Origin of the sequence: Butyricimonas hominis (assembly GCF_014287455.1) — a bacterium.
GTDB classification, from domain to species: domain Bacteria; phylum Bacteroidota; class Bacteroidia; order Bacteroidales; family Marinifilaceae; genus Butyricimonas; species Butyricimonas muris.
Window position 1 is genome coordinate 487,653 of sequence record NZ_JACOOH010000002.1, and the last position, 24,448, is coordinate 512,100.

Below are 24,448 nucleotides of genomic sequence, written 5' to 3' on the forward strand. Positions count from 1 at the left end.
GCAACCTGCAACTTGCCGAAGGCAAATTTAACCTGTAACTTCGCCGAAGGCGAAAAACAATGAATAAGGAAAGGTATATTAATAAACTGGAGAAAATCAAGGAATTCGGGAATTACCGGATGTTGCGGGACGTGCAGCACAACGGTTTTCTGATTCATTATAACGGGCGGGAGATGCTGAATCTCTCGTCGAACGATTATCTGGGATTGTCTTCCAACCCGGTTTTATACGAGGATTTCAGGAAAGAAACCGACGTGAAACTGTTGAGTTTCAGTGCCGTGTCGTCCAGACTACTGTCCGGGAACCACGAGTATTACGGGTTGCTGGAGGACGATTTACGGGATTTGTACGGCAAGGAGGCGGCTTTGGTGCTGAACTCCGGGTATCACGCGAATATCGGTATTTTGCCGTCATTGGCGGGGAAGCGGGATTTGATCGTGGCGGACAAGCTGGTGCACGCGAGTATCATCGACGGTCTGCGGTTGAGTGACGCGCAGATGTTGCGTTACCGTCATCTGGATTACGACCACCTGCGGGAACTTCTGTTCAATCACCGGGAGGAGTACGAGAACGTGTTTATCGTGACGGAATCGATATTCAGCATGGACGGTGACACGGCGGATTTGCAGGAGTTGTGTGACTTGAAGAAGGAGTATGACGCATTCCTGTACGTTGACGAGGCGCATGCCGTGGGGGTGCGGGGTACGAACGGGTTGGGATGTAGCGAAGAGCAGGGATGTATTGACGATATCGACTTTATCGTGGGCACTTTCGGCAAGGCGTTTGCCTCGTACGGGGCTTTCGTGGTGTGTGACGAGTTGTTCAAGGATTACCTTGTCAACACGCAGCGGAGTCTGATTTTCACGACGGCGTTGCCCCCGGTGGTGGTGGCGTGGACGCGGTTCGTGCTGAACCGGATGCCGGACTTTTTCCCGTATCGGCTGAAACTGACGGAGATTGCCGAACAATTGCGGACAACATTGTCCGAACGGGGATTCGAGACACGGGGCGATTCGCATATCGTGCCTTTCCTATGCGGGAGCAACGAGAATAGCGTTTACATGTCCGAACTGTTTCAAGATAACGGCTTTTTCGTGTTGCCCGTGAGGTACCCGACCGTGCCGAAAAACGAGGCTCGTATCCGCTTCTCGCTGAATGCGGCGATACCGGAGGAGGATTACGAGTGTTTGAGGGAGTTCGTGGAAGTAAGTTTATGAAGTTTGTAAAGTTCATAAAGTTTATAAAGTTCATAAGGTTTATAGACCCCTGCGGGGCTCTTTGTCCACGGCAGCTTGAGCTGCCGATAAACGCTGTCCGAAGGACACCCGGCACTTTATGAACTTTATAAACCTTATAAACTTTATGAACTAAAAAAAAGTGCGAAGCTCGGTGGGTGGGAAAACAACTTGTAACTTGTAACCTGCCAACCTGTAACTTCGCCGAAGGCGAAAAACTATGCGAAGACAGTGGATAACCAAAAAAGGGGGGCGGTGCTTGACTTTGTTCTTTTGCGGATGGGGGATGGACGAACGTGCCGTGCAACATCTGACGGGAACGGGGGACGTGCTCGCGTTCTATGATTACCGGGATATAGCGGGGGAAGAAGCTCCCGTGACGGACGGGTACGATGAGATTCGTGCGGTGGCGTGGTCTATGGGCGTGTGGGCGGCGGCGGTGTTGCTGGAGCGGTGGAAGTTGCCCGTGACAAGACGGGTAGCGATCAACGGCACGGAGCGTCCCGTGGACGAGCGTTACGGGATTCTCCCGAAGGTTTACCTGTTGACGGAGCGGAGCATGGACGAGCGGGGACGGGACAAGTTCTTTGCCCGGATGCTGGCGGGACGGGAAGAGATGGCGAGATTCGGGGCAAATAAGCCTCTCCGGGAGTTGCACGAGCAGGTGGAGGAGTTGCGGGCTATCCGGGAGCAAGCGATGCTGATACGGCCGGAAACGCGGTGGGACAAGGCGTACGTGTCTGCGGGCGACGTGATCTTTCCGCCGGAAAGCCAGCGGAACTGGTGGGACGGACGATGCGAAACGGTGAGCATAGAGGGAGGACATTACCCGTTTTACGTGTTGGATAATTGGGATGAGATATGATGGAAAGGGGGTTAAAAGTTTATAAGGTTCATAAAGTGACGGGTGTCCTTCGGACAATGTTTATCGGCAGCTCAAGCTGCCGTGGACAAAGCGCCCCGCAGGGGTCTATAAACCTTATGAACTTTATAAACTTTATAAACTTTATGAATTTCATGAAATTTGAACATGATGGAAATAAATAAAGAAAAAGTGCGGAAACATTTCCGGCGCAGCATGGGGAGTTATGACGAGAACGCGTGGGTACAGCGGGCAGTGGTCGGACGGCTGTGTCCTATGGCTGTGGCAGCGGTGGAACGGATGCCTCGGAAGATACTGGAAGTGGGATGCGGGACGGGATTGTTGACCGTTTTGTTGAGGCAGGCTTTTCCGGGGAGCGAGTTGCACGTGAACGATCTCGTGGAGGATTTGTGCTGCGGGACGGCTGTCGCTAACGGGATTCCGGAGGGATGTTGCATACCGGGTGATATCGAGCGGGCGGAACTACCCGGCGGGTATGACCTTATTGTTTCGGCTTCCACGTTCCAGTGGTTCACCGACCCGGAGGCTACTTTTCGCATGTTGGCGGAGAATCTGAATGATGGCGGTTGCATGGTATTCAGTTCATTCGGTAAGCATAACTTGCGCGAGATACGGCAAACCACGGGTGGCGGCTTGGCATACCGCACGAAGGAGGAGTTGCGGGATTTGTTGAGTCCCTGTTTCACGGTGGAACGGATGGAGGAAGAGTTTCATGTTCTTGAATTTGATAATCCCCTGTCGGTTTTGCAGCATCTGAAACGAACGGGCGTGAACGTTTCTTCCGACCGTTCCGTGTGGACGAAAGGACGGGTGAACGCCTTTATCGACGAGTATAATACCCGTTTCACGGTGGAAGGAAAGGTGATATTGACTTATCACCCGCTTTACTTCGTGTGCAGGAGGAAACAATTGAAAATTGAAAATGAACTCCTCCGTCTGCTTCGCGGTCAAGTGAGCCCGGAAGCCGGGAGGGAGTTCAATCTAAAATCATAAATCTAAAATCATAAATGGGAACAGTTTATTTTATCAGTGGAATAGATACGGATGCCGGGAAGTCGGTGGTGACCGGGTTGTTGGCTCGTTCTTTGAGAAGGAAAGGGGTAAACGTGATTACCCAGAAGTTTATTCAGACGGGATGCCGGGGAATATCGGAAGATATTCTGAAACATCGCGAGATTATGGGGATGGAGCCGCAACCTGCGGACGAGGACGGTACGACCTGTCCCTACGTGATGACCTATCCCGCTTCGCCGCATTTGGCAGCCGAGATTGATCGGGTGACGCTCGACATGGGGCGCATTGCCGGGGCAACCGGGAAGTTGCGGGCTATGTACGACACGATATTGCTGGAAGGAGCCGGGGGACTGTACGTGCCGGTGACGAGGGAGTATTTCACGATAGACTACGTGTGTGAACAAAAGCTTCCGTTGATTTTAGTAACATCCTCTAAACTAGGAAGTATTAACCACACGTTGATGAGCCTTGAGTTGTGCCGTGCGCGGGGAATTGAGTTGGCTTGTCTGGTGTATAACCGTTTCCCGAACGCCAGCGAGTGGATCACGAATGATTCGATCACGATATTCCGGCAATACTTGAAAGAACATTTCCCGACGACGGCATTGATCGAGGTGCCCGTGGTACACGGGACGGATTATCCGGACGTGGATGTTAGCGCCTTGGAGGGACGGAAATGAGGAAACTGGAGTTGTTATCCCCGGCAAAGAATGTCGAGGTGGCGATAGCCGCTATCAACAACGGGGCGGATGCAGTGTACATCGGCGGACCCGCTTTCGGGGCGCGTCAGGCGGTAGGCAACACGGTGGAAGAGATTGCGCGGGTGGCGGAGTACGCTCACCGCTTTTATTGCAGGGTGTTCGTGACTTTGAACACGATACTTTATGATGACGAACTGGCGGAGGTGGAACGGTTGATTCACGCGCTGTATCGGGTTGGCGCGGATGCTATTATCGTGCAAGACCCGGCTATATTGAAACTGGATATACCGCCTATTGCCCTGCATTCCAGTACGCAGATGCATAATTACGATCTGGAACGCGTGAAGTTTCTCGATCGGTTGGGATTTCAGCGTATCGTGTTGGCGAGGGAATTATCCCTAGAGCAATTGCGGGCAATCCGGCGGGAGGTGAAAGCGGAGTTGGAGTATTTCGTGCATGGGGCTTTGTGTGTCAGTTTAAGCGGGCAGTGTTATATCTCTCATTATCTGACGGGAAGGTCTGCCAACAGGGGCGAGTGCGCGCAGGCTTGCCGGATGCGGTGGACGGTGGCGGACAGTGACGGGCAGGTGCTGGTGAAGGACAAACACGTGCTTTCACTTAAAGATTTAAATTTATCCGCTTACTTGCGTGATTTGGTGGATATTGGAATTGATTCGTTCAAGATAGAGGGGCGGTTGAAAGAAGCGGATTACGTGGCGAACGTCACGAGGTATTATTCTGCCCGGTTGGACGGGATTATCGCTGGAAGCGAGGGATTGTCCCGCGTGGGAAACGGGCACGTGAATGCGGGATTCGATGCCGAGCCGGAACGAAGTTTCAACCGGGGGTACACGGATTATTTTGTTGCCGGGCGGAAACGGGGTATCGTGAACATGGATACCCCGAAGTCCACGGGGAAGAAAGTGGCGGTGGTGAAACAGGCGAAAGGAAATTTGTTGGTCGTGGAGGCGCTGGAAACGATACATAATGCCGACGGCTTGTGCTATTTTGACGGGCAAGAGTTGCGGGGGATCAAGGTGAACACGGCGGAAGGCAATCGACTGACGTGCAACGAGCGGGTGACCGTGATGCCGGGGACGGTGTTGTACAGGAATTACGATCACGAGTTTGTAAGTCGTTTGTCCAAAGCGGTTTCAGTGCGTAAGATTCAAGTAAGAGTTGACGTGTACACGGAGGAGGATCATCTCGTGCTGGTTGCCGAGGACGAGGCAGGCGTGGCGGTGACACTGCGTAGTGACGAGGTGTTCGAGAGGGCGACAAACGCGGCTCAGGCGGAACGAATTGTCGGGCAGTTGGGCAAAAGCGGTAATACGCGCTATGATTGTTGCCCGGTAGAGTATCATGGTGATACGGTACTTTTTATCCCGTCGGCGGTGGTGAACGGTTACCGGGGGCGGTTGCTGGACTTGTTGACCGAGGAACGGGAGAAGCAACGGGAACGTTGGGTACAGGCGCCGTTGAACCGGGACGCGGTGTACGCGGGAGAGGCGGATTGGCGGTTGAACGTGGTGAACAGGTTGTCGGGGACATTCTACCGCGAACACGGGACGGCAGAGCCGGAAGCGGGTTTCGAGGTCGCCCGGAACCGTTCGGGACGTGCCGTGATGACCACACGCTATTGCCTGTTGTTTGAACTGGGAATGTGCCGCAAGTCGGGCAAGGATAAGGCGTTGAAGTATCCCCTTTACCTTTCCAATAACTTGGGCAGATTCAGGCTTGAGTTCGATTGCGAACGTTGCTTTATGAAGGTGGTTTCGCCGTGAGGGGTTAGTGGACTAATTTCAGTCCCACGACACCCGCCAGTATGAGCGTGACGAATAATAGGCGAAGGACGCTTGCCGAGTCGTGAAAGAATAATATCCCCAGCAAGACGGTTCCCACGGCACCGATACCCGTCCATACCACGTACGCGGTGCCTATCGGGATGCTTTTTTGGGCGAGGTACAGGAGATAGCCGCTGCATCCCATGGAAACGATGGAAAGTGCGATGAAAAGGTAAAAGTGTTTCTCGTGAACACCCGCTAATTTGAACCCGAGAGGCCAGCCTATTTCCAGTAGTCCGGCACAAACCAATAAAATCCAAGGCATAGTTGTTTTCGTTAATGTTACAGGGCAAAGGTAGGGCATCGACGCGGGGAATTACTTGATATTTATCAATTAATCGACACGGGCTTGCGATTCAATTGTAAAAGTATATTTTTGTGGAAAACTTGAAACAGATATGAGCGGGATGGCAGGAATGGAGAATTTACTCCCGGGGAACGTGGGGAAACGGTTGGCATCTCTCGTGACGGAGGTGCGTTACCCGAGGGGACACGTGTTGTTCAGTCGGGATAAGCCGGAGAGGAATATCTATATCATCGGGCAAGGGATCGCTCGGGCGTACACGGAGGGCGACGGGAAGGACGTGACTATCTGGTTCGGGCTGGAAGGGGACGTTATTATCTCTGCCCGCGGGTATGTGTACGGGGAAAAGGGATACGAAACGATGGAGTTGTTGGAGGATGCAGTTTTGTACCGGATTGAATGGCAGGGACTTTTCGAACTTTATCATCACGATATAGAGGTGTGCAACTGGGCACGGCAGTTGCTGGAACGGGAGTTCGTGAAGACGGAACAACGGCTGATATCGCATTTGTCCGAAACGGCTTCGGAACGATACCTGCGCTTGACACGGGAGAAACCGGGGATTGTCCGACGGGTGCAGTTGCAGTATATCGCTTCTTATCTTGGGATTACTTCCGAGCATTTGAGTCGAATTAGGGGGAAGAAAAAGTGACGGGCGGGTTAAAAGTTATTTTAAACTCCCTCGCGGCTTCGCCGTATTGAGCTATCGCTCGAACTGGCTCTCGCTCGGTAACGTGGAAACAAGTTTCCCCGCTACTCTCGCTTACTCGCCAGTTTCCCTCTATAAACAGAGGGAGAGCTGAGTTACTCACTGTCTTTGGTAAGATTCACTAGCTCCTCCTCTGTTTATAGAGGAGGTGGCTGCGAAGCAGACGGAAGAGTTTTAGAAGAAAAAGACTTTCGACACGCCCTCATTATTTGCATTATTAATAGATTTTGATTATCTTGCAGAGTTTTATATAGGGTATAATTTGTTATGAGATTAAAGAGTCGATATTTTATTCAATATATTTTGTGTGTCGCTTTCTTTTTCATGGTGTCTTGCGAGAAGGATGAGAATGAACCGGAGAAGGTGAGGACGTTGATGGTGTATCTTGTTGGAGAGGGTGATGTCACTATTTCCAACCACTTGAAAAATAATATCAAGGATATGGCGGGAGCATGGAAGAAGGGCTATAAGGGAGATATTGTTATTTACTATGATGCTAATGGGGCTGCGCCTCAATTACTGACTTTCAAGATAAAGAATGGTGTTGCGGAACAAGAAATACTTAGGACGTATGATGATGATTTGAATTCTGCTGACCCTGCAACGTTGCAAAAAGTAATAGGGGATATGCAGTCTTTGTACCCGTCTGATTCTTATGGAATAATTTTCGGTGGTCATGCTTCCGGGTGGTTATTGTTATCGGCGGAGGCACGTTCAATACAATCAGATTCTTTTTGGGATAACCCGATTTCTCGGAGTTTTGCAGATAAGAAATTTGGCAAAGGTATGGATATACGTGAAATGGCTAAAATTATACCAGCTGAAGGAGTGGATTTTATCTTGTTCGATGCTTGTATGATGTCTTCTGTTGAAGCTTTGTACGAGTTTCGCTACAAAACAAAGTATATTATTGCTTGTCCGACAGAAACACAAATCCAAGGATTCCCTTACAGTGATGTTATGTCTTATTTCTGGGGTAAAGGAGCAGATTTAGAACGAGATTTGAAAAATGTATGTGAAACTTATTATGAATATTATAATACGTATAATGATAAATTGCATTTCGGTTCAATCGCTTTAATTAATACTGCTGAATTAGATAATTTGTATAATTTGACTCGGCAATTATTGTGTGGACGAGCTTCAGAAGCGGCTAAAATAGGAAGTTCTGAAGTAATTTGTATACCATGGACGGTTAATCGATATGACATGTTTTTTGATTTAAGGGATTATGTGAGGTATATGTCGTCCGATCAATCTTTTAGAAATATTTACGATAAGCAATTAGCGAAAGTTGTATTATACCACGCTTTTACGGAAAGTTTTTATAATAATCCGATATCGGCTGATAAGTACTGTGGTATTACGACATATATCCCTTTGGAACGTTATGATTGGCGAGAGAGAACTGCTGCTTACTGGAAGTTCCCGTGGGCGGGAGTTTACGGTAAGGATGCCACGGAATAGAATACCCGGGCTCCGGTTTCGATGAGTTCGTCCGGGAAGTCGTAGTGCGGGGAGTGAAGCGGGGGACAGTTTTCGCCGGCTCCAAAACCGAACATGGCTCCTTTGTACCGTTGAGTGAATAGCCCGAAGTCTTCGCCCCAGCTAAAGGGGTTTTCCACTTCCACGTAATTGAAACCTTCGCGAAGGGCGGCACTTTTGATTGTTGCCACTGCCTGCTTGTCGTTTTCGTTGGCGGAGAAAGGTTCAAGCCACGTGATTTCGTGTTGCAAACCGGGAGTGTTTTCACAGTCGGCAATAACCAAATGTTTTAGTTTTTCCGTGTATTCGTTTAACCGACGGTCGGTTTTGGCACGGAGTGTAGCCCGGATAACGCTGTTCCCGGCGGATACGCCGTATGCTTCTTCACCGACATGTATTTCCACGATCGTGGCGAGGAAATAGTCGTCGGATTGTATGTTCGTGTTATTCCAGTGTTGCAGTTCCTCGACGATGTGGAGGGTGGCGGGAATCGGGCTGATGCCATTTTGGGGTTCGGCGGCGTGGGAGGTCTTTCCGGTGAGAGCAATGGAAACACTGACGACGGCGCAGGTGAAACTGCCTTCTTTGCAGAGTACGGCAGAGGTCGGTGCTCCCGGTATGTTGTGGAGGGCGAATACCCGGTCGATGGCATAGTAATCAAGTATTTTCGTGTCGAGTACGGCCTTGGAACCGCTGCCGTTTTCTTCGGCGGGTTGGAAGAGCAGTAGTATGCGGCCTTGTTGCAGGGGATGGTCGTGCAACATTTGCGCAAAACGCAAGAGGATTGTCGTGTGTCCGTCGTGTCCGCATTTGTGGGCTACGCCGAGGTTCTGGGAATGGTACGGGAGTTCGTCAGGTTCCTGTACAGCCACGGCGTCCATGTCCGCACGGAAAAGGAGCGTCTGACCGTTTTCGGAGAAGAAATATTCTGCCAGTAGCCCGTGTCCGCCAACGTGGCGGATGATCTTGGTCGGGGCGAAAGGTTGTAGTTGTTCCTCGATGAAACGGGCGGTGTTGCTCTCCCGTCCGGACAGTTCCGGGTGTTGGTGGAGATGGTGGCGTATGTTGTAAAACGTGTTTTCCTGCATGACTTGTTTTTTTTGATTGGACAAAGGTAAGGGTTAAAGTTTAAATTTGAACCCCGAACAGTTACCAATTGAGTTCTTTTAGAGAGGTTGTTTTGATGAATTATCGTTTTGTATTTGTTCTGTAACCGTTTCGAAACGGTTGAACAACGGTTAAACACTGAATGAACAACGAGGCGACGGGATGACTTGGATAGAAATCTGCCTGAAACGCGGTTGGTATCGAAAAATTATTACCTTTACGACGAATTATAAAACAGAATAGCGATGAAGTTGAATAAAACTCAGGGTGATTTTCTGCGGGGAGTGATAGAGCGTTGGGAAGCGGAAGGAACAATCACGACAGATACTGCTAATCGGTTAAAAACAAGTTACACGGTGCGTCCGTTCGAGTGGAAAGAGTTGGCAAAGTACTCGTTTTGGATAGCGGTTGTATGTGGCGTTATTGCCGTGGGATCGGTGCTTGCCGATCATTTTATCATGAATTTTCTGGAAAAGCTGTTCCTTTCTTCTTACGGGTTGGCGAGCGGGGTGTTTGCCGTGCTTGCGGCGTTGACGTATTACTGGGGGTGGAAGAGGCGGCAGCGGTTGCCATACAAGATATTCAGCAATGAAACGATTCTTTTTATTGGCGTGGTGTTTACAGCCGTGTCGATAGGGTATTTGGGAGCCGCTGTTGATAACGGGAGCGGGCATTTTTCGTTGTTATTGTTGCTTGCGGCATTGGTCTACGGGTTTCTGGGACTCCGGTTCTCGTCTTCCATGGTATGGGTGTTTGCCTTGCTTTCACTGGGAGGCTGGTTTGGTGCCGAAACTGGTTACCTGACGGATTGGGGACATTACTTTTTGGGGATGAATTATCCTACCCGTTTTGCGGCTTTCGGGGCGGCAATCCTGTTGTGCCGTTTCGCGGTGCGGGGGAAACGCTGGTTTACCGATGTAGACCACGCGACTTACGTGGTAGGGATGCTTTACTTGTTTATTTCCCTGTGGTTGCTGTCCATATTCGGGGATACGCGTAGTTTTGCCCGTTGGTATAGCATGCGGCAGATTGAGCTTTGGTACTGGAACGGTTTGACGTTGGCAGCTTCGGCGATTGCGGCGTATATCGGTCTTAGACGGGACGATGCGGTGGCACGGGGATTCGGGATATCTTTCTTTCTTCTGGGGATATACACGTTGTATTTCACGTTGTTGTGGGACGTGATGCACGTGGCATTATTCTTTTTTGTTCTGGCAGTATCTTTCTGGCTGTTGGGACGTAAAGCCGAGAAAATATGGAGTCTTGAGTTTTTCGCCCGGGATGCCCGTAAAGTAAAAGAAGACATGAATTGAAAGAAGTATGGATACACTCGTAAGCTTGGGATACTGGGGACTTTTTATCGGCTCGTTTCTTGCCTCGACGGTTATACCTATGAGCGCGGACGTGTTGCTGGTAGGCGTGTTGGCGTTGGGAGGAAACGTGTGGTGGTGTCTGGCGATTGCCACGGCAGGCAATTGGTTGGGCGGGCTTACCTCGTACTGGATCGGCTGGCTGGGGCGTTGGGATTGGATGGAACGGTGGTTCAAGGTGAAGCGCGAGCAGTTGGAAAAGCAAAAAGGATATATAGACCGCTACGGCGTGTGGCTGGCGTTGTTCACGTGGTTGCCTCTGGTGGGAGATTTGTTTGCTATTGCTTTGGGGTTTTATCGTATCCGTCCGAAAATGTCCGCTTTCTATATGCTGGTGGGACGGTTTGCCCGGTTCGTGGTGTGGGTGCTTCTTTACTTGAAATACGCTGATCGCTTTGTCGAGTGGATTAGTAATAATTAGCACAAGGCAACAGGAAGTTAAGTTTTTTGGGTGGAATATGTCTTACTTTTTTAAAGGATTGTCTTATTATTTTATGTGATTTGTCTTACTTTGTTCGAAAATAATCTGTTTTCAAAAAAGATATATCAAGTATATTTGATTCTTCCGGTGTATTTGTTTACTAGTATATAGCTAGTTGTTATGTGTTGTTTTGATTATTTTGTCCGAATAATTTTATTCGGACAAAAACGAGCGCAATCCGCTTTTCTGTGAAATTGTATTCCCGTAATTTTACAAATGTGAATAAACAACATAACAAATCTAAAATTGAAGTACTATGAAAAATCAAATGAAAAAAGTTATTTTATTATTAGTAATGATGGTGTCTGTTTTATGTGTGAACGCGCAAAAAAAAGGCGATATGGCGGCAGGTGCGCATTTCGTTTACGGAACCAGCAGTGATATAAGTAATTTCGGGCTGGGGTTGAAATTCCAGTGGAATGTCACGGATGTTATCCGGTTGGAACCCAGTTTTAATTATTTCTTCCCGAAAGACGAAGGTTTGGGTTTTAAGTATAACATGACCGATTTCAACGCGAACGTGCATTATCTTTTCCCGTTGAAGAACGAGAAGTTTCTGTTTTATCCTTTGGCAGGGTTGAGTTACATGAACGTGAGCGTGAAAGTACTCGGAGTGAAGGCGTCGGATGGTAAATTCGGTTTTAACATTGGTGGTGGCGGCGAGTACCGCTTGTCGGATGTACTTTCTTTGAATTTGGAAATCAAGTACCAGATTATCGCGGACTTTAACCGCCCGGTATTCGGGTTGGGTGTGAAGTATAGATTCTAATGACTACTAACAGAATGATTATGAAATGCGTACTTTTTTGTTTACTGGCGATTTTTGTCATGGGCTCCTTCGGGAGTCTCATGACAGGATGTAGCGATGATGATGAGAAACCGGGGATACTGGAAGAAAAGTATTTCATGGTACTCGATGCTACTTATGTATGGGGTGGTTTCCCGGCGGCAACGTCGGAACTTTCCGTGGGACAGGTGAATATCAACAAGAATGTTTTGGCAGGCGGTTCTTCCGTGGTAACGATCAATTCGGAAGAGGAGGTTTCGGAAATTTACGTGGCGGTGTCCGGCGAGACAGAGGGGTATTATCGTTTTGATCCGACGATATCTCGCGCAGGGACTAACATGTATAACGTGATTCTGCTTGTGAGCCAGAATCTGGAGGGTGATTTTACGATACGGATTGCCACAAAAACAGTAAATGGGGAGATCACGAAGGAGTTCACGACAAACGTGAAATATATAGCCGCGGGGACGGGAGCGTTGCAGGTGAGTCTTTCTTTTGACAACGAGAAGGATGTTGATTTGTATTTGGTAAAACCGGATGGCGCGGTGATTTATTACGGTAACCGTGATAATTACCGGGAGAGTGACGATGAAACCGAAGGGACAGAAGAGGTGATTTACGGGTTAGACGTGGATTCGAATGCCGGATGTGGTATTGACGGGATTAATAACGAGAATATTTTTTACCCGGACGGATACGTGCAATCGGGTAAATACGAGGTGTGGGTGAATATGTACCAGAATTGCGACAAGTTGATAGCCACGAATTGGGTGGTGACGGCTATTTATAAGGGAGCATTGCTGTCGCCGACATGGGGACAAAATCCTGTCACGGGTGTATTCCCTGTGAATACGCCGAGCAATAGTATCGGTTCTGACTTGAACGATTTGGCTGTAAAGGTTATGGAATTTTCGATTTCCGATGGTTCGCGGGCTGTAATGAGTTTGAACGGAAAGAAACTGAAACCGTTACCCGAATCGGCGAAGTTGAAATTGCAGCAAGCTAAACAAAGATAACAAAGGAGGGCGTCATGAAAAGACTATTTATACTAATCCTATTCGCGCTTCTTTTCTTTGGATTCGTTTCATGTGGGGGAAGCGCCACGAACAAGTCTTTGAAAGCGATTGACGAGATAACGACGAAGGCGGAAAAAGAGAAAGACAAGTTGACCGACGAGGATTGGAAGAAGTTGGGGAAGGAGATGGAAACTCATCTTGAAACGTTGAACAAGGCGATTGATGATGACGAGTTGGGCATGATGGATAGGTTGAAGTGCGTGGGGATCGTGGCACGGTGGACGAAAATCGCGGTGGAGAAGGGATTGGAGAAGGTGGAGAAAGAAACAGGTATGTCTGCCGAGGAGTTGGGAAAAGAATTGGAAAAAGCCGCTTCCGAACTGGAGAAGGCAACAGGGGAGATGAATGACTAATATTTAAAATTTGAAATTATGAATCTGATAGACAGGGCTAAGAATATCTTGTTTTCCCCGAAGACGGAATGGGAGAAGATTCAAGGAGAAACGATACCTCATGTTAAAATGTTGACTACTTATTTGTTGTGGTTGGCGCTGATACCTGCGGTTGCCGCTTTTATCGGCTGGGGGGTGATCGGGCATAAGGTGTTGTTCGTGCGGGTGGCAGGTTTCGGGTTGGGCATCCGCTATGCCTTGATGCAGTTTGTTTCGGTGATCGGGGGGGCATACCTGACGGCGTTGGCGTTCTATCTGGTGGCTCCTCATTTCGGTGCGAAGAAGGATTTTGATAAGGCTTTCCAGCTGGCTGCATATTGTTACACGGCGGTTTGCGCGGGTGGTGTTTTCTATATAATGTGGAGTTTGAGTTTTCTCGCGGGGATTGCCGGGCTTTACGGTTTGTATATCCTTTGGTTGGGTGTGAAACCTATGCTGGAGGTGCCCGAAGAAAAAGTGACGAACTATTTTATAGTGGCTCTTTTGTGTATGGTGGTGATCTCCATTGTACTGGGGGCTATATTGGGTGCGGTGACAGGTGTTGGAACGACGCTAGTGTAACTGGTTAAGAAAAGAAGATGTGTCACGGTTTCGCGACACGTGGCACAGGCTTCTTTCATGAGGTATCTAGTAAAAATATGAACGATGAAGAATTATTCTGAACAAGAGGAGTATTCCGGGGTACCTAAAGGTTGTTGGGGACGTGTATTACGTTACTTGATGATTCCGTTTAAGGTTTTTAGAAAAAGGAGGGATGTTACGGGACAGGGAGAGAAGCAATCCTGTCGGGGGGAGGCGGATAAGTGTGTAAATACTCGTTCATCTTTAAGCCGGACGGATATGGAAGGGTATTGCGAGAAAGTGGTGGCTTATTTGCAAGAGAGTGAGATATACAAGGAACCGGATATTTCGGTGGCATACGTGGCGAAGGCTACCGGTATTTCAAGTATAATCATATCTCAATCGATAAACACACTTTTAGGGAAGAATTTTTTTAATTTGATAAACGGATGTTGCTGGACGGGTGTCAGAATAAATATTCCATCGAACAGATAGCCCGCATGTGCGGTTTCCGTTCCCGATCTTCTTTCTATCTTGCTTTTAATAAGATAGAGGGGGTGACACCCACGGAATGGTTGAAGAAAAACAAAAAATAAATCTAAATGAAGTGATGAGAAAGATATGGATATTCCTCACGTGTTTTATGTTGGCGGTGAATCTCGCTTACGGTCAGTCGTGGGGTGAAAAGATAATAAAAAAGGCTGGTAAGCGGGCAGAAGAGAGAGCGAAGCAGAAAGTGGAGGACAAGGTGAACAAGAAAGTGGACAAGACCGTGGATGACGCTTTTGATGAGGCGGGGAATGCCGTGAAAGGAAATAAAGATAAAAAAGACAAAACGGAGAAGAAGGAAGAGGTGAAGGTAAAACCCGTCGCAACAAAAGCGGAGAGTGGTCAGCGAATGAAGCAAGGTCCGCGGGGACCGGTAAAAAGGACGGAGGTAGGTAAAATATTGCCATCCGAAAGTATCGACGTTGCGGAAAGTAGTGGTGGTGTCTTATCGGGGGGAGGGGAAATTTCGATTGCCGTGTATAACGTTGCCGATAGGTCGTTCTATATTTATAAGGACGGTAAGCGAACGGGGCCTTACACGAAGTCCGAGATGAAGGCTCAATTGCCTGCCGATAGAGTCAAGTACGTGAATGCCAACGTGACGAGGAAGGTTCGGGCTTTCCAAAAGCCGTTGCAGGACGGTTATATTGTCGAGGAAGGCAAGAAATACGGCCCGCTCGAGGGAGAGCTCTATTATCTTTACGAGAACGAGGATAAAAGTGCTTTTATCGCTGTGGTGTATAACATGAATGCCCCGTTGGCGTTTGTTACCCCGTTAGCCGGGGTGGTGAAGACCGACAAGTATATGCAATATGACTTGGAAGTGCTCACGAACGAGAGTGGCAAAGTCCTTTTATTGAGTATACCGCTTACAAGCACGAATCCGCAAAAACAGATGGAGAAGCAGATGGAATATAATCAAATACAGATGGAGAAGATGAAACCTATCATTGATTTGACGAAGAAGATGCAGGGCGCCAGCAAGGAAGAACAGATGAAAGTGCTTGCGGATATAAAACGAAAGAAAGAAGAACTCGAAAAGGAACTCAAGGAGATCGCTCCCGAACAGCTTGTTTTCGAGAAATATATCTATACTCTTGATGGTAAAGGGTACGGACCTTACGCGAAGGATGCCATGATATGTTTTTCCCGCTCCGGGGGAGAGCATTGGGCAGCGATGTTTAACGGCACGTTGCGAATAGACGGGGTGGAGATGCAAGTGCCGGGAGGAATTTACCCGACGAGTGATATACTTTGGATTTCCCCGGACGGGCAGCGGTTTGCCTTGAAAGAATATGACAAGATCGCCTTTTCCGACGGGAAGGAGTATCCCTACCCGATGCACGTGACGTACGAGAACGGTGAATTGATCTGGTTATGCATGGAAAACAAGGAAAGTATAGTAAGGTATTCTTTGGACTTTTAACGGGATACGGAGTCGCTATCCTGCTATCTTTCGCGTGTGATTGCCGAAGTCGAAGGGAAGGGAATGAAGAACGCTACGATGAGCTGTTTCGGGCGGAGTATTCGGACGCATTGACTTTTCTTGACTGTAACCTTTGGATAGCGGACTCCGCCACCCGTTGGGGTGTCGATCCGGATGTGGTTCGTGCCACGGTGTTTCCCGAATTGTTGCGTTACTCTGCGCTTCAAGACCAGATAGAGATCTCTTGTCTGAAAACGCTTTACGTGCAGTTCGGGGAGAAGTATGCTAATTTCTCGATCGGGCGTTTCCAGATAAAGCCTTCTTTCGCCGAGAAGCTGGAACGATTGTGGATGCATGACACCGTGAAACGCAGTCCGGATGTTCGTTTTGACACGACGACTTCTGCGCGTGCCCGCAAGGAACGTATCAACCGGTTGGAAACCTTGGAAGGTCAGGTTAGGTACATCTGTTTGTTCATGCGCTTGTTGCCTGAACTGCATCCGGGGATAGACCGTTTGGACGCCGAGGCACGATTACGGTTTTATGCTACGGCATACAACTATTCTTTCACGGCAGAATATGATGCCATACAGGTGGAAGCGTATAGAAAGCGTTTCTTTATATCTATGTTTGCTTATCCCGGAATGAAGTATTATAATTATTCGGATATTGTTCTTTTTTATTATTCGAATTTGAATAACCATGTTCCATAGGAATTTTTGAAAAAAATTGTATATTAGCAAAATTAGTGTATGGATTGGATGACAAATGAAGATTTATTGATTATAATTGTGAATTCCGGCTGTATCACCTTGTTGGTGGTTATGGCTATCGTGTTGGGCGCCGCTACTCGAATGAAAAGCGGCGGGGGGGTCGCGGTGCTGATCGTGGCGACGACAGTTCCGGTCTATATTTATAATTTGTCCCGTTCCGTGGAGTTTTACGGTGTAGCGGAGATAGCCGTTTATCCCGCTTGTTTCATGAATGTCTTGTTGTTGCCCGTGTTGTGGTTGTTCGTCCGGGGGCAATTGGATAAGACATTCAAGTTTACCGCCGGATATTGGTGGCATTTTATTCCGGCTTGTATTTCTTTATTGGCTATGTTGAGCTATTACCTGCCGATGTCGAGAGAGGAATTTATCGAGGATATGCTCGAACAGGCTAACGGTGTGGAGAATTTCGTGGCTCTAGTGAATGACTTTATCGTATTATTTCAGCTTGTGTTTTATTTCATTCTTATTTTCCGATTCCTGCGTCGGATAAAGCAGGCGTTGCAGGATAATTATTCCGATAGTGATTACTTGACGATCGGGTGGCTTCCCCGTACGGTAACTTTATTCGGGATTTTGTTCGTTATCGTGTTCGTTACTTATCTGATTTCGCCTCGGACTGATGTATGGCTGATCCCGATACTGAATGTCATAGCGATGAGTTATTTGACGTATAATTATATCGTTTATCCGGTTGCGGGGTATATCTGTCGTCTGGATTCTTCTGTTTCGGAGGTGAAAAGGGCTTCTAAAACATTGTGGCAAACCGTTGATTTGGATATCGGTCAAATGAAATTGAATTGCGCTCGGGTAATTGATATATTGAATTCTACCCATATTTACAGGAATCCCGATCTCTCGCTGGATATGTTGTCGAGAGAGACGGGGATAGGGAAAGGTGCTATTTCCCGTTCGATAAACGGTTATTTGCAGAAGAACTTCTTTGAATTGATTAACGAGATGCGGGTACGAGAGGCAAAGCGAATGCTATTGCTATTGAAGTCGAACAATTACACGATAGACAGTATCTACCGGGAATGCGGTTTTCATTCCCGGTCTACCTTTTTCCTCGCGTTCAAGAAAGTGGAGGGTACATCTCCAGCCCGTTGGTTGAATGAAAAAGAAAAATATTGAGTTGGTTTTACCAGCTACCACTGGAACCGCCGCCACCGAATGAACCACCGCCAAATCCCCCGAACGAGCCGCCGCCACTGCTAAAGCCGCCGAAGCCACCACTGCTGCTGCCACCGCCAAAACCGCCCATGGGGAAGATAAAGAAGCCACCGCCGGAGGAACGTCCCGGCGAATATCCGCCGCCACCCCGCCGCCGGAAAATGAAGGACAGTAATACCGCTAAAATGATAAAACCGATGACGAAGTCAATCCACCCGCCACTCTCGCTTTTCTTCCGGTATTCGTTCGCCGTGTATTCTCCTTTCGAGAGATCCATGATCACGTCGAGAGCCTTGTTTACACCCCTGTAATATTCTCCTTGCTGAAAAGAGGGGATGATTTCGTTACGTATGATACGGGATGCGATGACGTCAGGAATGACTCCTTCTAACCCGTAACCGACGGAGATGGCTACTTCGCCTCGTTCTCTGCCGCTCTTGGGTTTTATCAGGAGCACGATACCGTTGTCCTTGCCTTTTTGTCCCACGCCCCATTGCTCACCCAAGCGGGCGGCGTAATCGTTGATATCATAACCGTTTAGCGTGGGAACGGTGACTACCGCTATCTGCGTGGATGTGCTGTCGTTGAAATTCCTTAGCTTTCTTTCCAGTGTATTTTGTTCCTGTTTGCTGAATAGTCCGGTGAAATCGTTCACGATACGCCGGGGTTTCATGGGGTCGGGAATGTTCTGTGCTCCGGTGATATAGCTTATGCCTGCGATAAGGGTAAGTAATATGAATAGTCTTTTTATCATTGTTGTTCTAGTTACTGAATGAAATATCATCGGGAAGTTCGTTCACGTCATCCTCTTGGTAGGGGAAATACGCTTTTAATTGTTCCCCGGCAGTAATCACGGCTTCGCAAATACCTTCGGTGATCGCTCCCTGTTTGAATTTCTCGACCATGTTTGTTTTGATCGAGTCCCAGAATCCGGTGGGTACTTTGGAATTAATCCCGGCATCGCCGAGAATGGCCAATTTGTGGTCGAGTAGAGCAACGTAAATCAATACCCCGTTGCGAAGTGCCGTTTTGTGCATCTTCAATTCGGCGAACACGTCCGCCGCCCGGTCGAGTACTTCTATCTTGCTGCGATTCTCGATATGGACCCGGATTTCTCCGGAAGTATCTTTCTCCGCCTTTTGTATGGCAGCTACCATGGCTTCTTTTTGTTCTTTGGTGAATGCTTTCTCGGGAGACATGAGTTGATTTTAAATTTTAAATTTTAGATTTTAGATTTTGGATTCCAACTGCACGGGATTTCGCTTTTTTAGAATTTTACTTCCGGTGCTTTTTCCGCCCCGGCGGTGGCCTCGAAGTAAGGTTTCACGGTGAAGCCGAACATGTTGGCGAGGATGTTTTTCGGGAATGAACGGATGTAAGCGTTATAGCTTTTCACGTCCTCGTTGAATTTCCGTCTTTCCACGGCAATACGGTTCTCGGTACCTTCCAGTTGAGCTTGCAAATCCCGGAAGTTTTCGTTTGCCTTGAGGTTGGGGTATTGTTCCGATATAGCCATCAAGCGGGAGAGGGCAGAGGAGAGTTCGCCCTGCATGCTGTTGAATTGTTGGATGGTCTTCTCGTCAAGTTGATCAAAATTAATTCTCATTTGGGTTGCTTTCGCGCGGGCTTCCACAACTTGAGTCAGCGTGTTTTGCTCGTGTTTGGCGTATCCTTTCACCGTGTTCACGAGGTTAGGGATTAAGTCCAAACGGCGTTGGTATTGGTTTTCCACGTTCGACCATTGTGATGATACTCCTTCGCTACGAGTTACCATTTGATTGTAACTTCCTTTAAACCACATGAAAATACCAATCAGGATAATGACAATTATTCCGATTACAATATAACTCTTCTTCATTTTTTTGCTTTTATTTTAGTGATACAATTAATGTGACAAATATAATATTTTTCAATTTCTTCTATCAGAAACCATGCCGTTTTAGCAGGGCTTCAAGTTCTTTTCCGGTAATATTTTCCTTTTCGGCTTTGTCGTAGATATAGAGAAGATTGATAACTCCTTCCTCGACGTTTAGAATAATAGTATAGGTAATTACCCGTGCCCCGTGGCTTTTTCCTTTTCCTTTCGAACGAATAGCCATACGAACTTTGCGCAGACCTTTTCCTAAATCTATGCCGGAGTCCGGGTGCTCAAGTAATTCTTGCTGTAAGGCAATAAGATCGTTTCTTAAAGAATGGTATCGTTTACTTAATCGTTTGAACTCTTTTGCGAATCCGATTAAAATGTTAATCTTGTAATTCATCAAGGAATTCATTTATATCTTTTGCTTTCTTTTTGCCTGCCCTAATTAATTCCAATTCTATTAAGCTTGCTTCTATTCCCGCTAAAATCTCTTCTTTACCGATAGTTTCTTTCTCGACCGCTTTCTTTTGGCGGCGGATATATTTCACCAAACGTTTGAGTGCTATCATATCGTTAAGTTGTTTGATATCATCTATTAACTCCTGTTTCAAGATATTCATTTCCCCGTAAGCGATAGCGGGTTCGCTGACTTCATTTTCCGCCGGAGGGGGCATTTTGTATATTTTCTTTTTTGCCATAGTAATGATCCTCGTGGTCTTAATAATCACAAAGATACGAAATATATCCGAAAAGTGTTATGCTTTTTCCCGTATTACCCGGTCATAGATGTAAAGTAACACGGTTGTGCCTAATCCTATGGTTAGAATTACCATCCAAATATTAGAGGGAGAGTATTGTTGCCAAAGGAGATCGGTCAATTCCTTGTGTCCCATGTGGAGTTGTTGCGCCACGTTGTCAAAATAGGCGTTACTGGATAACCCTTCGGGGATAGCCAAGCCTTTGGCTTCGGCGAATTGGCGGGTGATAACCACTTTGTCGGACATATTCTGGTACACCATACCGGAGATAATCCCCGCGAAAACACTACCGATAAACACGGGAATAAAGGAGTATCCCATGTAAAGGGCTTTCTTGTCATGCGGGGCGATACGTCCGATGTATTCCGTGATCTTGGGTGAGCCTGCCATTTCTCCCAGCGAGAAGACGAGTATCGCCACGAGCGTGAAGAGTACGTTTTGGGAAAATAATGTTAATGCCATACCTATGGAACACACGAGAAAGCCTGACATCATTGATTTCAACGGTTTCATGCGCATCACGATGCTTGATACCGCGATTTGGAAAATGATGATATACAAGGCATCGAAGTTTGTCACGAATTCGGCGTCCAATACTCCCGGTGCGGGACTGTAATTATTACTGATAAATGGAATATACTCGTGGAAAAAGTTGTAAAGCACGCTGGTATCCACCCACTGAGAGATAAACACGGGCAGCGTGAAGAATAACTGGTAATACATAGTCCAAAAACCTGCCACGATAAGCAGGAACACGAGAAATTTGACATCCCGTACGATGCTGAACATATTACGGAATATATCCCCGAAAGTCTTTGCCAGAGAGGTTTGTTCCACTTTTCCACGGTGAGGTTCCTTGTAAAAGAGCAGCAGAATGAAATTCAACGCGATCATCCCTGCTGAAACGTAGAACACGAGATGCGATGATCCTTTAAATAGTAATGTTACCATAGGACCGAAGAAAGCACCGATGTTCACCATCATGTAGTAAACGCCGAATCCTATTGATGCCGTTTCATCAGTGGTTGTCTTGGCTATGGTTGCCGATATTACCGGTTTGAATAACGCGGCACCCACGGCAAGATAAAGATACATGAGAAATACTCCCGTAAATGTTGAGAACAAGGGTAAGAGGATAAATGCCGAGGTGTAAATCACGAAAGCGAGTGCCAGTATTTTTTTGTACCCGTAGCGGTCAGCAATTGCCCCGGTCAACACGGGCAGGAAGTAGAGTATTCCAGTGCCCACGCCCATGAGGATACCTTTCTGGCTCTGCGTGAATTCCAGACCTCCTGCGTCGGAAGAACTGGTGAGGTAATTGGCAAATAGCATGAAAAATCCATACCATGCCCAACGTTCGAATAACTCAATAGTGTTTGCCACCCAGAAGGTGCGGGGAAATTTACTGAAAAAACTCATGGTTTCAGGTTTTGCCTTCGGCAAGTTACAAGTTGCATTGCCTTCGGCAATTACAGGTTACAAGTTCGAAGAGATTGTCTAAACCTGTAACTGCGAAAGCAATGTAACTCGCCGTAGGCGAATTATTTAACCAAATTCATCGTATCTGTCGCGATAACCAATTCTTCATCGGTAGTGATGCTCATCACGATCACTTTAGAGTCAGACATGGATAACATTTTGTCTTTTCCGCGAGTGCCTTTGTTGGCAGCCGTGTCGAAATGAATACCCATGTATTCCATGTTACGGCATACTTGTTCGCGTACCTCATCGTCGTTCTCTCCGATGCCACCCGTGAATACGATCAAGTCTACGCCGTTCAGTACGGCTGCGTAACTACCCACGTATTTTTTCACGTCGTAAGAAAGGATGTCAAGAGCCAAACGGGCTTTCTCGTTACCTTCGCTTGCGGCAGTTTGCAGGTCACGACAGTCTGAAGATACCTCGGACACTCCTTGTAATCCGGATTTTTTGTTTACCAAGTCGTTTGCTTGAGCTGTGGTTAGTCCTTCTTTGTCGCAGATATACAACAATGCACCGAGGTCGAGATCACCCGTACGGGTACCCATGAGCACCCCCGCGTTGGGAGTGAAGCCCATAGAGGTGTCGACGGATTTACCTTTGTTGATAGCGGTAATGGATGAGCCGTTACCGAGGTGGCAGGTGATAATCTTTTTCTCTTCGATGTTCCAGCCTAGAATGTTGCATGCCTTTTGAGCCACGAATTTGTGAGATGTCCCGTGGAAGCCGTAACGACGTACCCGGTATTGCTCGTAATATTTGTAGGGCAGACCGTAAATGAATGCCTCTTTCGGTAGTGTCTGGTGGAACGAGGTATCGAATACGGCTACTTGCGGAACGCCCGGCAGTAGTTTTTCCATTGTCTCGATTCCGGCCAGGTTTGCCGGGTTATGCAACGGAGCCAACTCGCAGCAAGCGGCGATTTTATCTTTAGCATCTTTGTCCACGATAACGCTTTTGGCAAAGAATTCCCCCCCGTGTGCCACGCGGTGTCCCACGGCATTAATATCGGTCAGAGCCTTGATCACCCCGTGTTTCGGGTCAACAAGTGCTTTCAGAATCAAGTCAATACCGACGGTGTGATCCTTGATTGGTTCTTCCACCACGTATTTATCTTTTCCTTCCGGTTTGTGTGTGAAGCTTCCTACCGGTAGACCGATTTTTTCTACCAATCCTTTTGCCAGTAACGTTGGCTCTCCTTCCATGTCTAACAACTGGTATTTTATGGAGGAACTACCGCAGTTTAATACTAATATGTTCATTATATTTGAATTTATAAAGTTTTTAAAGTCCGTGAAATATTTAGTTCGTAAAGTTTATAAGGTTTATAAAGTTCATAAAGTAAACTTGCTTTATGAACCTTATGAACTTTATAATTTTATAAACTGATTTATTTTGCTGCAGCTTGATTTACCGTGATAGCCACTAGGTTTACGATATCACTAACCGAACAACCTCTTGACAGGTCGTTGATTGGGGCTGCCATACCTTGTAGCACGGGTCCAACAGCTTCGATGCCCGCGATGCGTTGCACGAGTTTATAGCTGATGTTACCTACTTCGAGGCTGGGGAAGATAAGCACGTTGGCTTTTCCGGCCACGGGACTGCCCGGGGCTTTGCTTGCACCCACGGAAGCTACCAGTGCGGCGTCTGCCTGCATTTCGCCGTCGATCATTACGTCGGGAGCCATTGCTTTTGCCAGTTCGGTTGCTTTTACTACTTTATCTACCAGTTCGTTCTTTGCCGATCCTTTGGTGGAGAAGCTCAACATGGCCACTCTCGGCTCGATTTTAGCGATAGCTCTTGCGGTTCCGGCAGTAGCCACGGCTATTTGAGCCAATTCTTCAGCGGTGGGGTTAGGCAACACGGCACAGTCGGCGCACACGATTAACCCGTTTTCCCCGTATTCCGGTTTGTTGGTCAACAGGAGGAAAGCCCCTGATACGACAGATATTCCCGGTAGCGTCTTCACGATTTGTAACGCCGGGCGCAATACGTCTCCGGTAGCGTTCTTCGCTCCGGCGACTTCACCGTCCGCATCACCGCTTTTGATCATCAAAGTTGCCAGATAAAGCGGATCAACAACAAGTTTCAATGCTTGTTCCTTTGTCATCCCTTTACTCTTGCGGAGTTCAACCAACAAGTCGGCATAAGTCTCTTTTTTTTCGTGGTTCTCGGGATCGATGATTGTTGCTTTACCGATATTTTTTAACTCGAATTTCTCCGCCAAAGCCTTGATTTCCTCCGGTTTCCCGATTAGGATAATTTGCGCGATACCTTCACCCAAAAGAATATCGGCAGCTTGTAACGTACGTTCTTCGGTTCCTTCCGGAAGTACAATTCTTTTATTGCACTTCTTGGCGTTTTCTTTGATTTGTTCAAGGAGATTCATTGTCTTTATCTGTTTTGTAATTGTTATTCGCAATCGTTGCCGCAAAAGTATGAATAATTCATCAAATTACACGTGTTTTGCTATTTATTGT

Annotated in this window: 28 protein-coding genes; 18 read left to right on the forward strand and 10 right to left on the reverse strand. The window is 47.4% G+C overall.

The annotated features are described in order from the left end of the window. The first annotated feature begins 59 nt into the window (after positions 1–59). From H8S64_RS05655 to H8S64_RS05675, 5 genes are all read left to right on the forward strand, one after another. Positions 60–1,217 (forward strand): aminotransferase class I/II-fold pyridoxal phosphate-dependent enzyme, encoded by a 1,158-nt coding sequence (locus H8S64_RS05655; RefSeq protein WP_099292355.1) that lies wholly within the window; start codon positions 60–62, stop codon positions 1,215–1,217. A gap of 238 nt (positions 1,218–1,455) precedes the next feature. Next, positions 1,456–2,100: a DUF452 family protein gene (locus H8S64_RS05660; protein ID WP_186975305.1), complete on the forward strand. Its 645-nt coding sequence runs from the start codon at positions 1,456–1,458 to the stop codon at positions 2,098–2,100. A 168-nt stretch (positions 2,101–2,268) separates the two neighbouring features. Then, entirely contained in the window at positions 2,269–3,111 is an 843-nt protein-coding gene (gene bioC, locus H8S64_RS05665) for a malonyl-ACP O-methyltransferase BioC (RefSeq protein ID WP_222621144.1), read from the forward strand. Between the two features lie 14 nt (positions 3,112–3,125). Next, positions 3,126–3,812, forward strand: a complete 687-nt coding sequence (gene bioD / locus H8S64_RS05670; RefSeq protein WP_186975307.1) for a dethiobiotin synthase — start codon at positions 3,126–3,128, stop codon at positions 3,810–3,812. After that, positions 3,809–5,617 (forward strand): peptidase U32 family protein, encoded by a 1,809-nt coding sequence (locus H8S64_RS05675; RefSeq protein ID WP_186975308.1) that lies wholly within the window; start codon positions 3,809–3,811, stop codon positions 5,615–5,617. Before bioD ends, H8S64_RS05675 begins: the two co-directional genes overlap by 4 nt. Positions 5,618–5,621: 4 nt before the next feature. Here H8S64_RS05675 and H8S64_RS05680 read toward each other — a convergent pair whose 3' ends face one another. Then, positions 5,622–5,942, reverse strand: a complete 321-nt coding sequence (locus H8S64_RS05680) for a DMT family transporter (protein ID WP_099292361.1) — start codon at positions 5,940–5,942, stop codon at positions 5,622–5,624. Positions 5,943–6,075: 133 nt separating this feature from the next. Between H8S64_RS05680 and H8S64_RS05685 the strand changes: the two genes are divergently transcribed. Both H8S64_RS05685 and H8S64_RS05690 read left to right on the forward strand, forming a co-directional pair. Then, positions 6,076–6,633 carry a Crp/Fnr family transcriptional regulator gene (locus H8S64_RS05685; protein ID WP_255469442.1) on the forward strand — a complete coding sequence of 186 codons (558 nt, stop codon included), beginning with the start codon at positions 6,076–6,078 and terminating at the stop codon, positions 6,631–6,633. A gap of 324 nt (positions 6,634–6,957) precedes the next feature. Beyond that, entirely contained in the window at positions 6,958–8,157 is a 1,200-nt protein-coding gene (locus tag H8S64_RS05690) for a clostripain-related cysteine peptidase (RefSeq protein ID WP_186975309.1), read from the forward strand. Here H8S64_RS05690 and H8S64_RS05695 read toward each other — a convergent pair. Continuing rightward, positions 8,133–9,263: a M20 metallopeptidase family protein gene (locus tag H8S64_RS05695; RefSeq protein WP_186975310.1), complete on the reverse strand. Its 1,131-nt coding sequence runs from the start codon at positions 9,261–9,263 to the stop codon at positions 8,133–8,135. The two genes, H8S64_RS05690 and H8S64_RS05695, sit on opposite strands and share 25 nt — an antisense overlap. 264 nt (positions 9,264–9,527) lie before the next feature. Here H8S64_RS05695 and H8S64_RS05700 point away from each other — a divergent pair, with 264 nt between their 5' ends. From H8S64_RS05700 to H8S64_RS05750, 11 genes are all read left to right on the forward strand, one after another. Beyond that, positions 9,528–10,595: a DUF2157 domain-containing protein gene (locus tag H8S64_RS05700; protein ID WP_186975311.1), complete on the forward strand. Its 1,068-nt coding sequence runs from the start codon at positions 9,528–9,530 to the stop codon at positions 10,593–10,595. A gap of 7 nt (positions 10,596–10,602) precedes the next feature. Then, positions 10,603–11,073, forward strand: a complete 471-nt coding sequence (locus H8S64_RS05705) for a YqaA family protein (protein WP_186975312.1) — start codon at positions 10,603–10,605, stop codon at positions 11,071–11,073. 316 nt (positions 11,074–11,389) lie between these two features. Beyond that, complete coding sequence (locus H8S64_RS05710) at positions 11,390–11,902, forward strand: outer membrane protein (protein WP_366482428.1); 513 nt, start codon at positions 11,390–11,392, stop codon at positions 11,900–11,902. 20 nt (positions 11,903–11,922) lie between these two features. Beyond that, positions 11,923–12,936, forward strand: coding sequence for a hypothetical protein (locus H8S64_RS05715; RefSeq protein ID WP_186975313.1), 1,014 nt, complete (start codon positions 11,923–11,925; stop codon positions 12,934–12,936). Positions 12,937–12,950: 14 nt separating this feature from the next. Continuing rightward, positions 12,951–13,349, forward strand: coding sequence for a hypothetical protein (locus H8S64_RS05720; protein ID WP_186975314.1), 399 nt, complete (start codon positions 12,951–12,953; stop codon positions 13,347–13,349). Positions 13,350–13,367: 18 nt separating this feature from the next. Then, complete coding sequence (locus H8S64_RS05725; protein WP_186975315.1) at positions 13,368–13,949, forward strand: Yip1 family protein; 582 nt, start codon at positions 13,368–13,370, stop codon at positions 13,947–13,949. Between the two features lie 84 nt (positions 13,950–14,033). After that, positions 14,034–14,444 carry a hypothetical protein gene (locus H8S64_RS05730; protein WP_186975316.1) on the forward strand — a complete coding sequence of 137 codons (411 nt, stop codon included), beginning with the start codon at positions 14,034–14,036 and terminating at the stop codon, positions 14,442–14,444. Between the two features lie 5 nt (positions 14,445–14,449). Then, positions 14,450–14,545: an AraC family transcriptional regulator gene (locus tag H8S64_RS22710; RefSeq protein ID WP_366482475.1), complete on the forward strand. Its 96-nt coding sequence runs from the start codon at positions 14,450–14,452 to the stop codon at positions 14,543–14,545. A 14-nt stretch (positions 14,546–14,559) separates the two neighbouring features. Beyond that, positions 14,560–15,924: a hypothetical protein gene (locus tag H8S64_RS05740; protein WP_186975318.1), complete on the forward strand. Its 1,365-nt coding sequence runs from the start codon at positions 14,560–14,562 to the stop codon at positions 15,922–15,924. After that, on the forward strand, positions 15,876–16,637 hold the full coding sequence (locus tag H8S64_RS05745) for a hypothetical protein (protein WP_099292371.1): 762 nt from the start codon (positions 15,876–15,878) through the stop codon (positions 16,635–16,637). The genes H8S64_RS05740 and H8S64_RS05745 overlap by 49 nt, the downstream gene beginning before the upstream one ends. A 39-nt stretch (positions 16,638–16,676) precedes the next feature. After that, the gene (locus H8S64_RS05750) at positions 16,677–17,828 is read left to right on the forward strand and encodes a helix-turn-helix domain-containing protein (protein ID WP_186975319.1); all 1,152 of its coding nucleotides are present in this window, start codon (positions 16,677–16,679) and stop codon (positions 17,826–17,828) included. A gap of 7 nt (positions 17,829–17,835) precedes the next feature. Here H8S64_RS05750 and H8S64_RS05755 read toward each other — a convergent pair whose 3' ends face one another. From H8S64_RS05755 to pta, 8 genes are all read right to left on the reverse strand, one after another. After that, the gene (locus tag H8S64_RS05755; RefSeq protein ID WP_186975320.1) at positions 17,836–18,621 is read right to left on the reverse strand and encodes a TPM domain-containing protein; all 786 of its coding nucleotides are present in this window, start codon (positions 18,619–18,621) and stop codon (positions 17,836–17,838) included. A 7-nt stretch (positions 18,622–18,628) separates the two neighbouring features. After that, positions 18,629–19,066, reverse strand: coding sequence for a TPM domain-containing protein (locus tag H8S64_RS05760; RefSeq protein ID WP_099292374.1), 438 nt, complete (start codon positions 19,064–19,066; stop codon positions 18,629–18,631). A gap of 68 nt (positions 19,067–19,134) precedes the next feature. After that, entirely contained in the window at positions 19,135–19,725 is a 591-nt protein-coding gene (locus H8S64_RS05765) for a LemA family protein (protein ID WP_186975321.1), read from the reverse strand. A 64-nt stretch (positions 19,726–19,789) separates the two neighbouring features. Then, complete coding sequence (locus H8S64_RS05770) at positions 19,790–20,128, reverse strand: type II toxin-antitoxin system RelE/ParE family toxin (RefSeq protein WP_186975322.1); 339 nt, start codon at positions 20,126–20,128, stop codon at positions 19,790–19,792. Beyond that, positions 20,112–20,426: a hypothetical protein gene (locus H8S64_RS22385; protein WP_222621145.1), complete on the reverse strand. Its 315-nt coding sequence runs from the start codon at positions 20,424–20,426 to the stop codon at positions 20,112–20,114. The genes H8S64_RS05770 and H8S64_RS22385 overlap by 17 nt, the downstream gene beginning before the upstream one ends. 57 nt (positions 20,427–20,483) lie before the next feature. Next, a complete protein-coding gene (locus H8S64_RS05780) occupies positions 20,484–21,905 on the reverse strand; it encodes an MFS transporter (protein ID WP_186975323.1) in 1,422 nt (473 codons plus the stop codon). Between the two features lie 122 nt (positions 21,906–22,027). Next, on the reverse strand, positions 22,028–23,227 hold the full coding sequence (locus H8S64_RS05785) for an acetate/propionate family kinase (protein ID WP_186975324.1): 1,200 nt from the start codon (positions 23,225–23,227) through the stop codon (positions 22,028–22,030). 128 nt (positions 23,228–23,355) lie between these two features. Further along, positions 23,356–24,357, reverse strand: coding sequence for a phosphate acetyltransferase (gene pta / locus H8S64_RS05790; RefSeq protein WP_186975325.1), 1,002 nt, complete (start codon positions 24,355–24,357; stop codon positions 23,356–23,358). Positions 24,358–24,448: the final 91 nt, after the last annotated feature.

Coding starts and splice junctions, on each gene's coding strand:
- H8S64_RS05715 (WP_186975313.1), top strand. CDS start 11,923: ATGAAATGCGTACTTTTTTGTTTACTGGCGATTTTTGTCATGGGCTCC.
- H8S64_RS05690 (WP_186975309.1), top strand. CDS start 6,958: ATGAGATTAAAGAGTCGATATTTTATTCAATATATTTTGTGTGTCGCT.
- H8S64_RS22710 (WP_366482475.1), top strand. CDS start 14,450: ATGTGCGGTTTCCGTTCCCGATCTTCTTTCTATCTTGCTTTTAATAAG.
- H8S64_RS05680 (WP_099292361.1), bottom strand. CDS start 5,942: ATGCCTTGGATTTTATTGGTTTGTGCCGGACTACTGGAAATAGGCTGG.
- H8S64_RS05655 (WP_099292355.1), top strand. CDS start 60: ATGAATAAGGAAAGGTATATTAATAAACTGGAGAAAATCAAGGAATTC.
- H8S64_RS05740 (WP_186975318.1), top strand. CDS start 14,560: ATGAGAAAGATATGGATATTCCTCACGTGTTTTATGTTGGCGGTGAAT.
- H8S64_RS05745 (WP_099292371.1), top strand. CDS start 15,876: ATGCATGGAAAACAAGGAAAGTATAGTAAGGTATTCTTTGGACTTTTA.
- H8S64_RS05760 (WP_099292374.1), bottom strand. CDS start 19,066: ATGTCTCCCGAGAAAGCATTCACCAAAGAACAAAAAGAAGCCATGGTA.
- H8S64_RS05755 (WP_186975320.1), bottom strand. CDS start 18,621: ATGATAAAAAGACTATTCATATTACTTACCCTTATCGCAGGCATAAGC.
- H8S64_RS05700 (WP_186975311.1), top strand. CDS start 9,528: ATGAAGTTGAATAAAACTCAGGGTGATTTTCTGCGGGGAGTGATAGAG.
- H8S64_RS05685 (WP_255469442.1), top strand. CDS start 6,076: ATGAGCGGGATGGCAGGAATGGAGAATTTACTCCCGGGGAACGTGGGG.
- H8S64_RS05705 (WP_186975312.1), top strand. CDS start 10,603: ATGGATACACTCGTAAGCTTGGGATACTGGGGACTTTTTATCGGCTCG.
- H8S64_RS05730 (WP_186975316.1), top strand. CDS start 14,034: ATGAAGAATTATTCTGAACAAGAGGAGTATTCCGGGGTACCTAAAGGT.
- H8S64_RS05785 (WP_186975324.1), bottom strand. CDS start 23,227: ATGAACATATTAGTATTAAACTGCGGTAGTTCCTCCATAAAATACCAG.
- H8S64_RS05780 (WP_186975323.1), bottom strand. CDS start 21,905: ATGAGTTTTTTCAGTAAATTTCCCCGCACCTTCTGGGTGGCAAACACT.
- H8S64_RS05660 (WP_186975305.1), top strand. CDS start 1,456: ATGCGAAGACAGTGGATAACCAAAAAAGGGGGGCGGTGCTTGACTTTG.
- H8S64_RS05695 (WP_186975310.1), bottom strand. CDS start 9,263: ATGCAGGAAAACACGTTTTACAACATACGCCACCATCTCCACCAACAC.
- H8S64_RS05770 (WP_186975322.1), bottom strand. CDS start 20,128: ATGAATTACAAGATTAACATTTTAATCGGATTCGCAAAAGAGTTCAAA.
- H8S64_RS05725 (WP_186975315.1), top strand. CDS start 13,368: ATGAATCTGATAGACAGGGCTAAGAATATCTTGTTTTCCCCGAAGACG.
- H8S64_RS22385 (WP_222621145.1), bottom strand. CDS start 20,426: ATGGCAAAAAAGAAAATATACAAAATGCCCCCTCCGGCGGAAAATGAA.
- H8S64_RS05765 (WP_186975321.1), bottom strand. CDS start 19,725: ATGAAGAAGAGTTATATTGTAATCGGAATAATTGTCATTATCCTGATT.
- H8S64_RS05750 (WP_186975319.1), top strand. CDS start 16,677: ATGGATTGGATGACAAATGAAGATTTATTGATTATAATTGTGAATTCC.
- pta (WP_186975325.1), bottom strand. CDS start 24,357: ATGAATCTCCTTGAACAAATCAAAGAAAACGCCAAGAAGTGCAATAAA.
- bioD (WP_186975307.1), top strand. CDS start 3,126: ATGGGAACAGTTTATTTTATCAGTGGAATAGATACGGATGCCGGGAAG.
- H8S64_RS05675 (WP_186975308.1), top strand. CDS start 3,809: ATGAGGAAACTGGAGTTGTTATCCCCGGCAAAGAATGTCGAGGTGGCG.
- bioC (WP_222621144.1), top strand. CDS start 2,269: ATGGAAATAAATAAAGAAAAAGTGCGGAAACATTTCCGGCGCAGCATG.
- H8S64_RS05720 (WP_186975314.1), top strand. CDS start 12,951: ATGAAAAGACTATTTATACTAATCCTATTCGCGCTTCTTTTCTTTGGA.
- H8S64_RS05710 (WP_366482428.1), top strand. CDS start 11,390: ATGAAAAATCAAATGAAAAAAGTTATTTTATTATTAGTAATGATGGTG.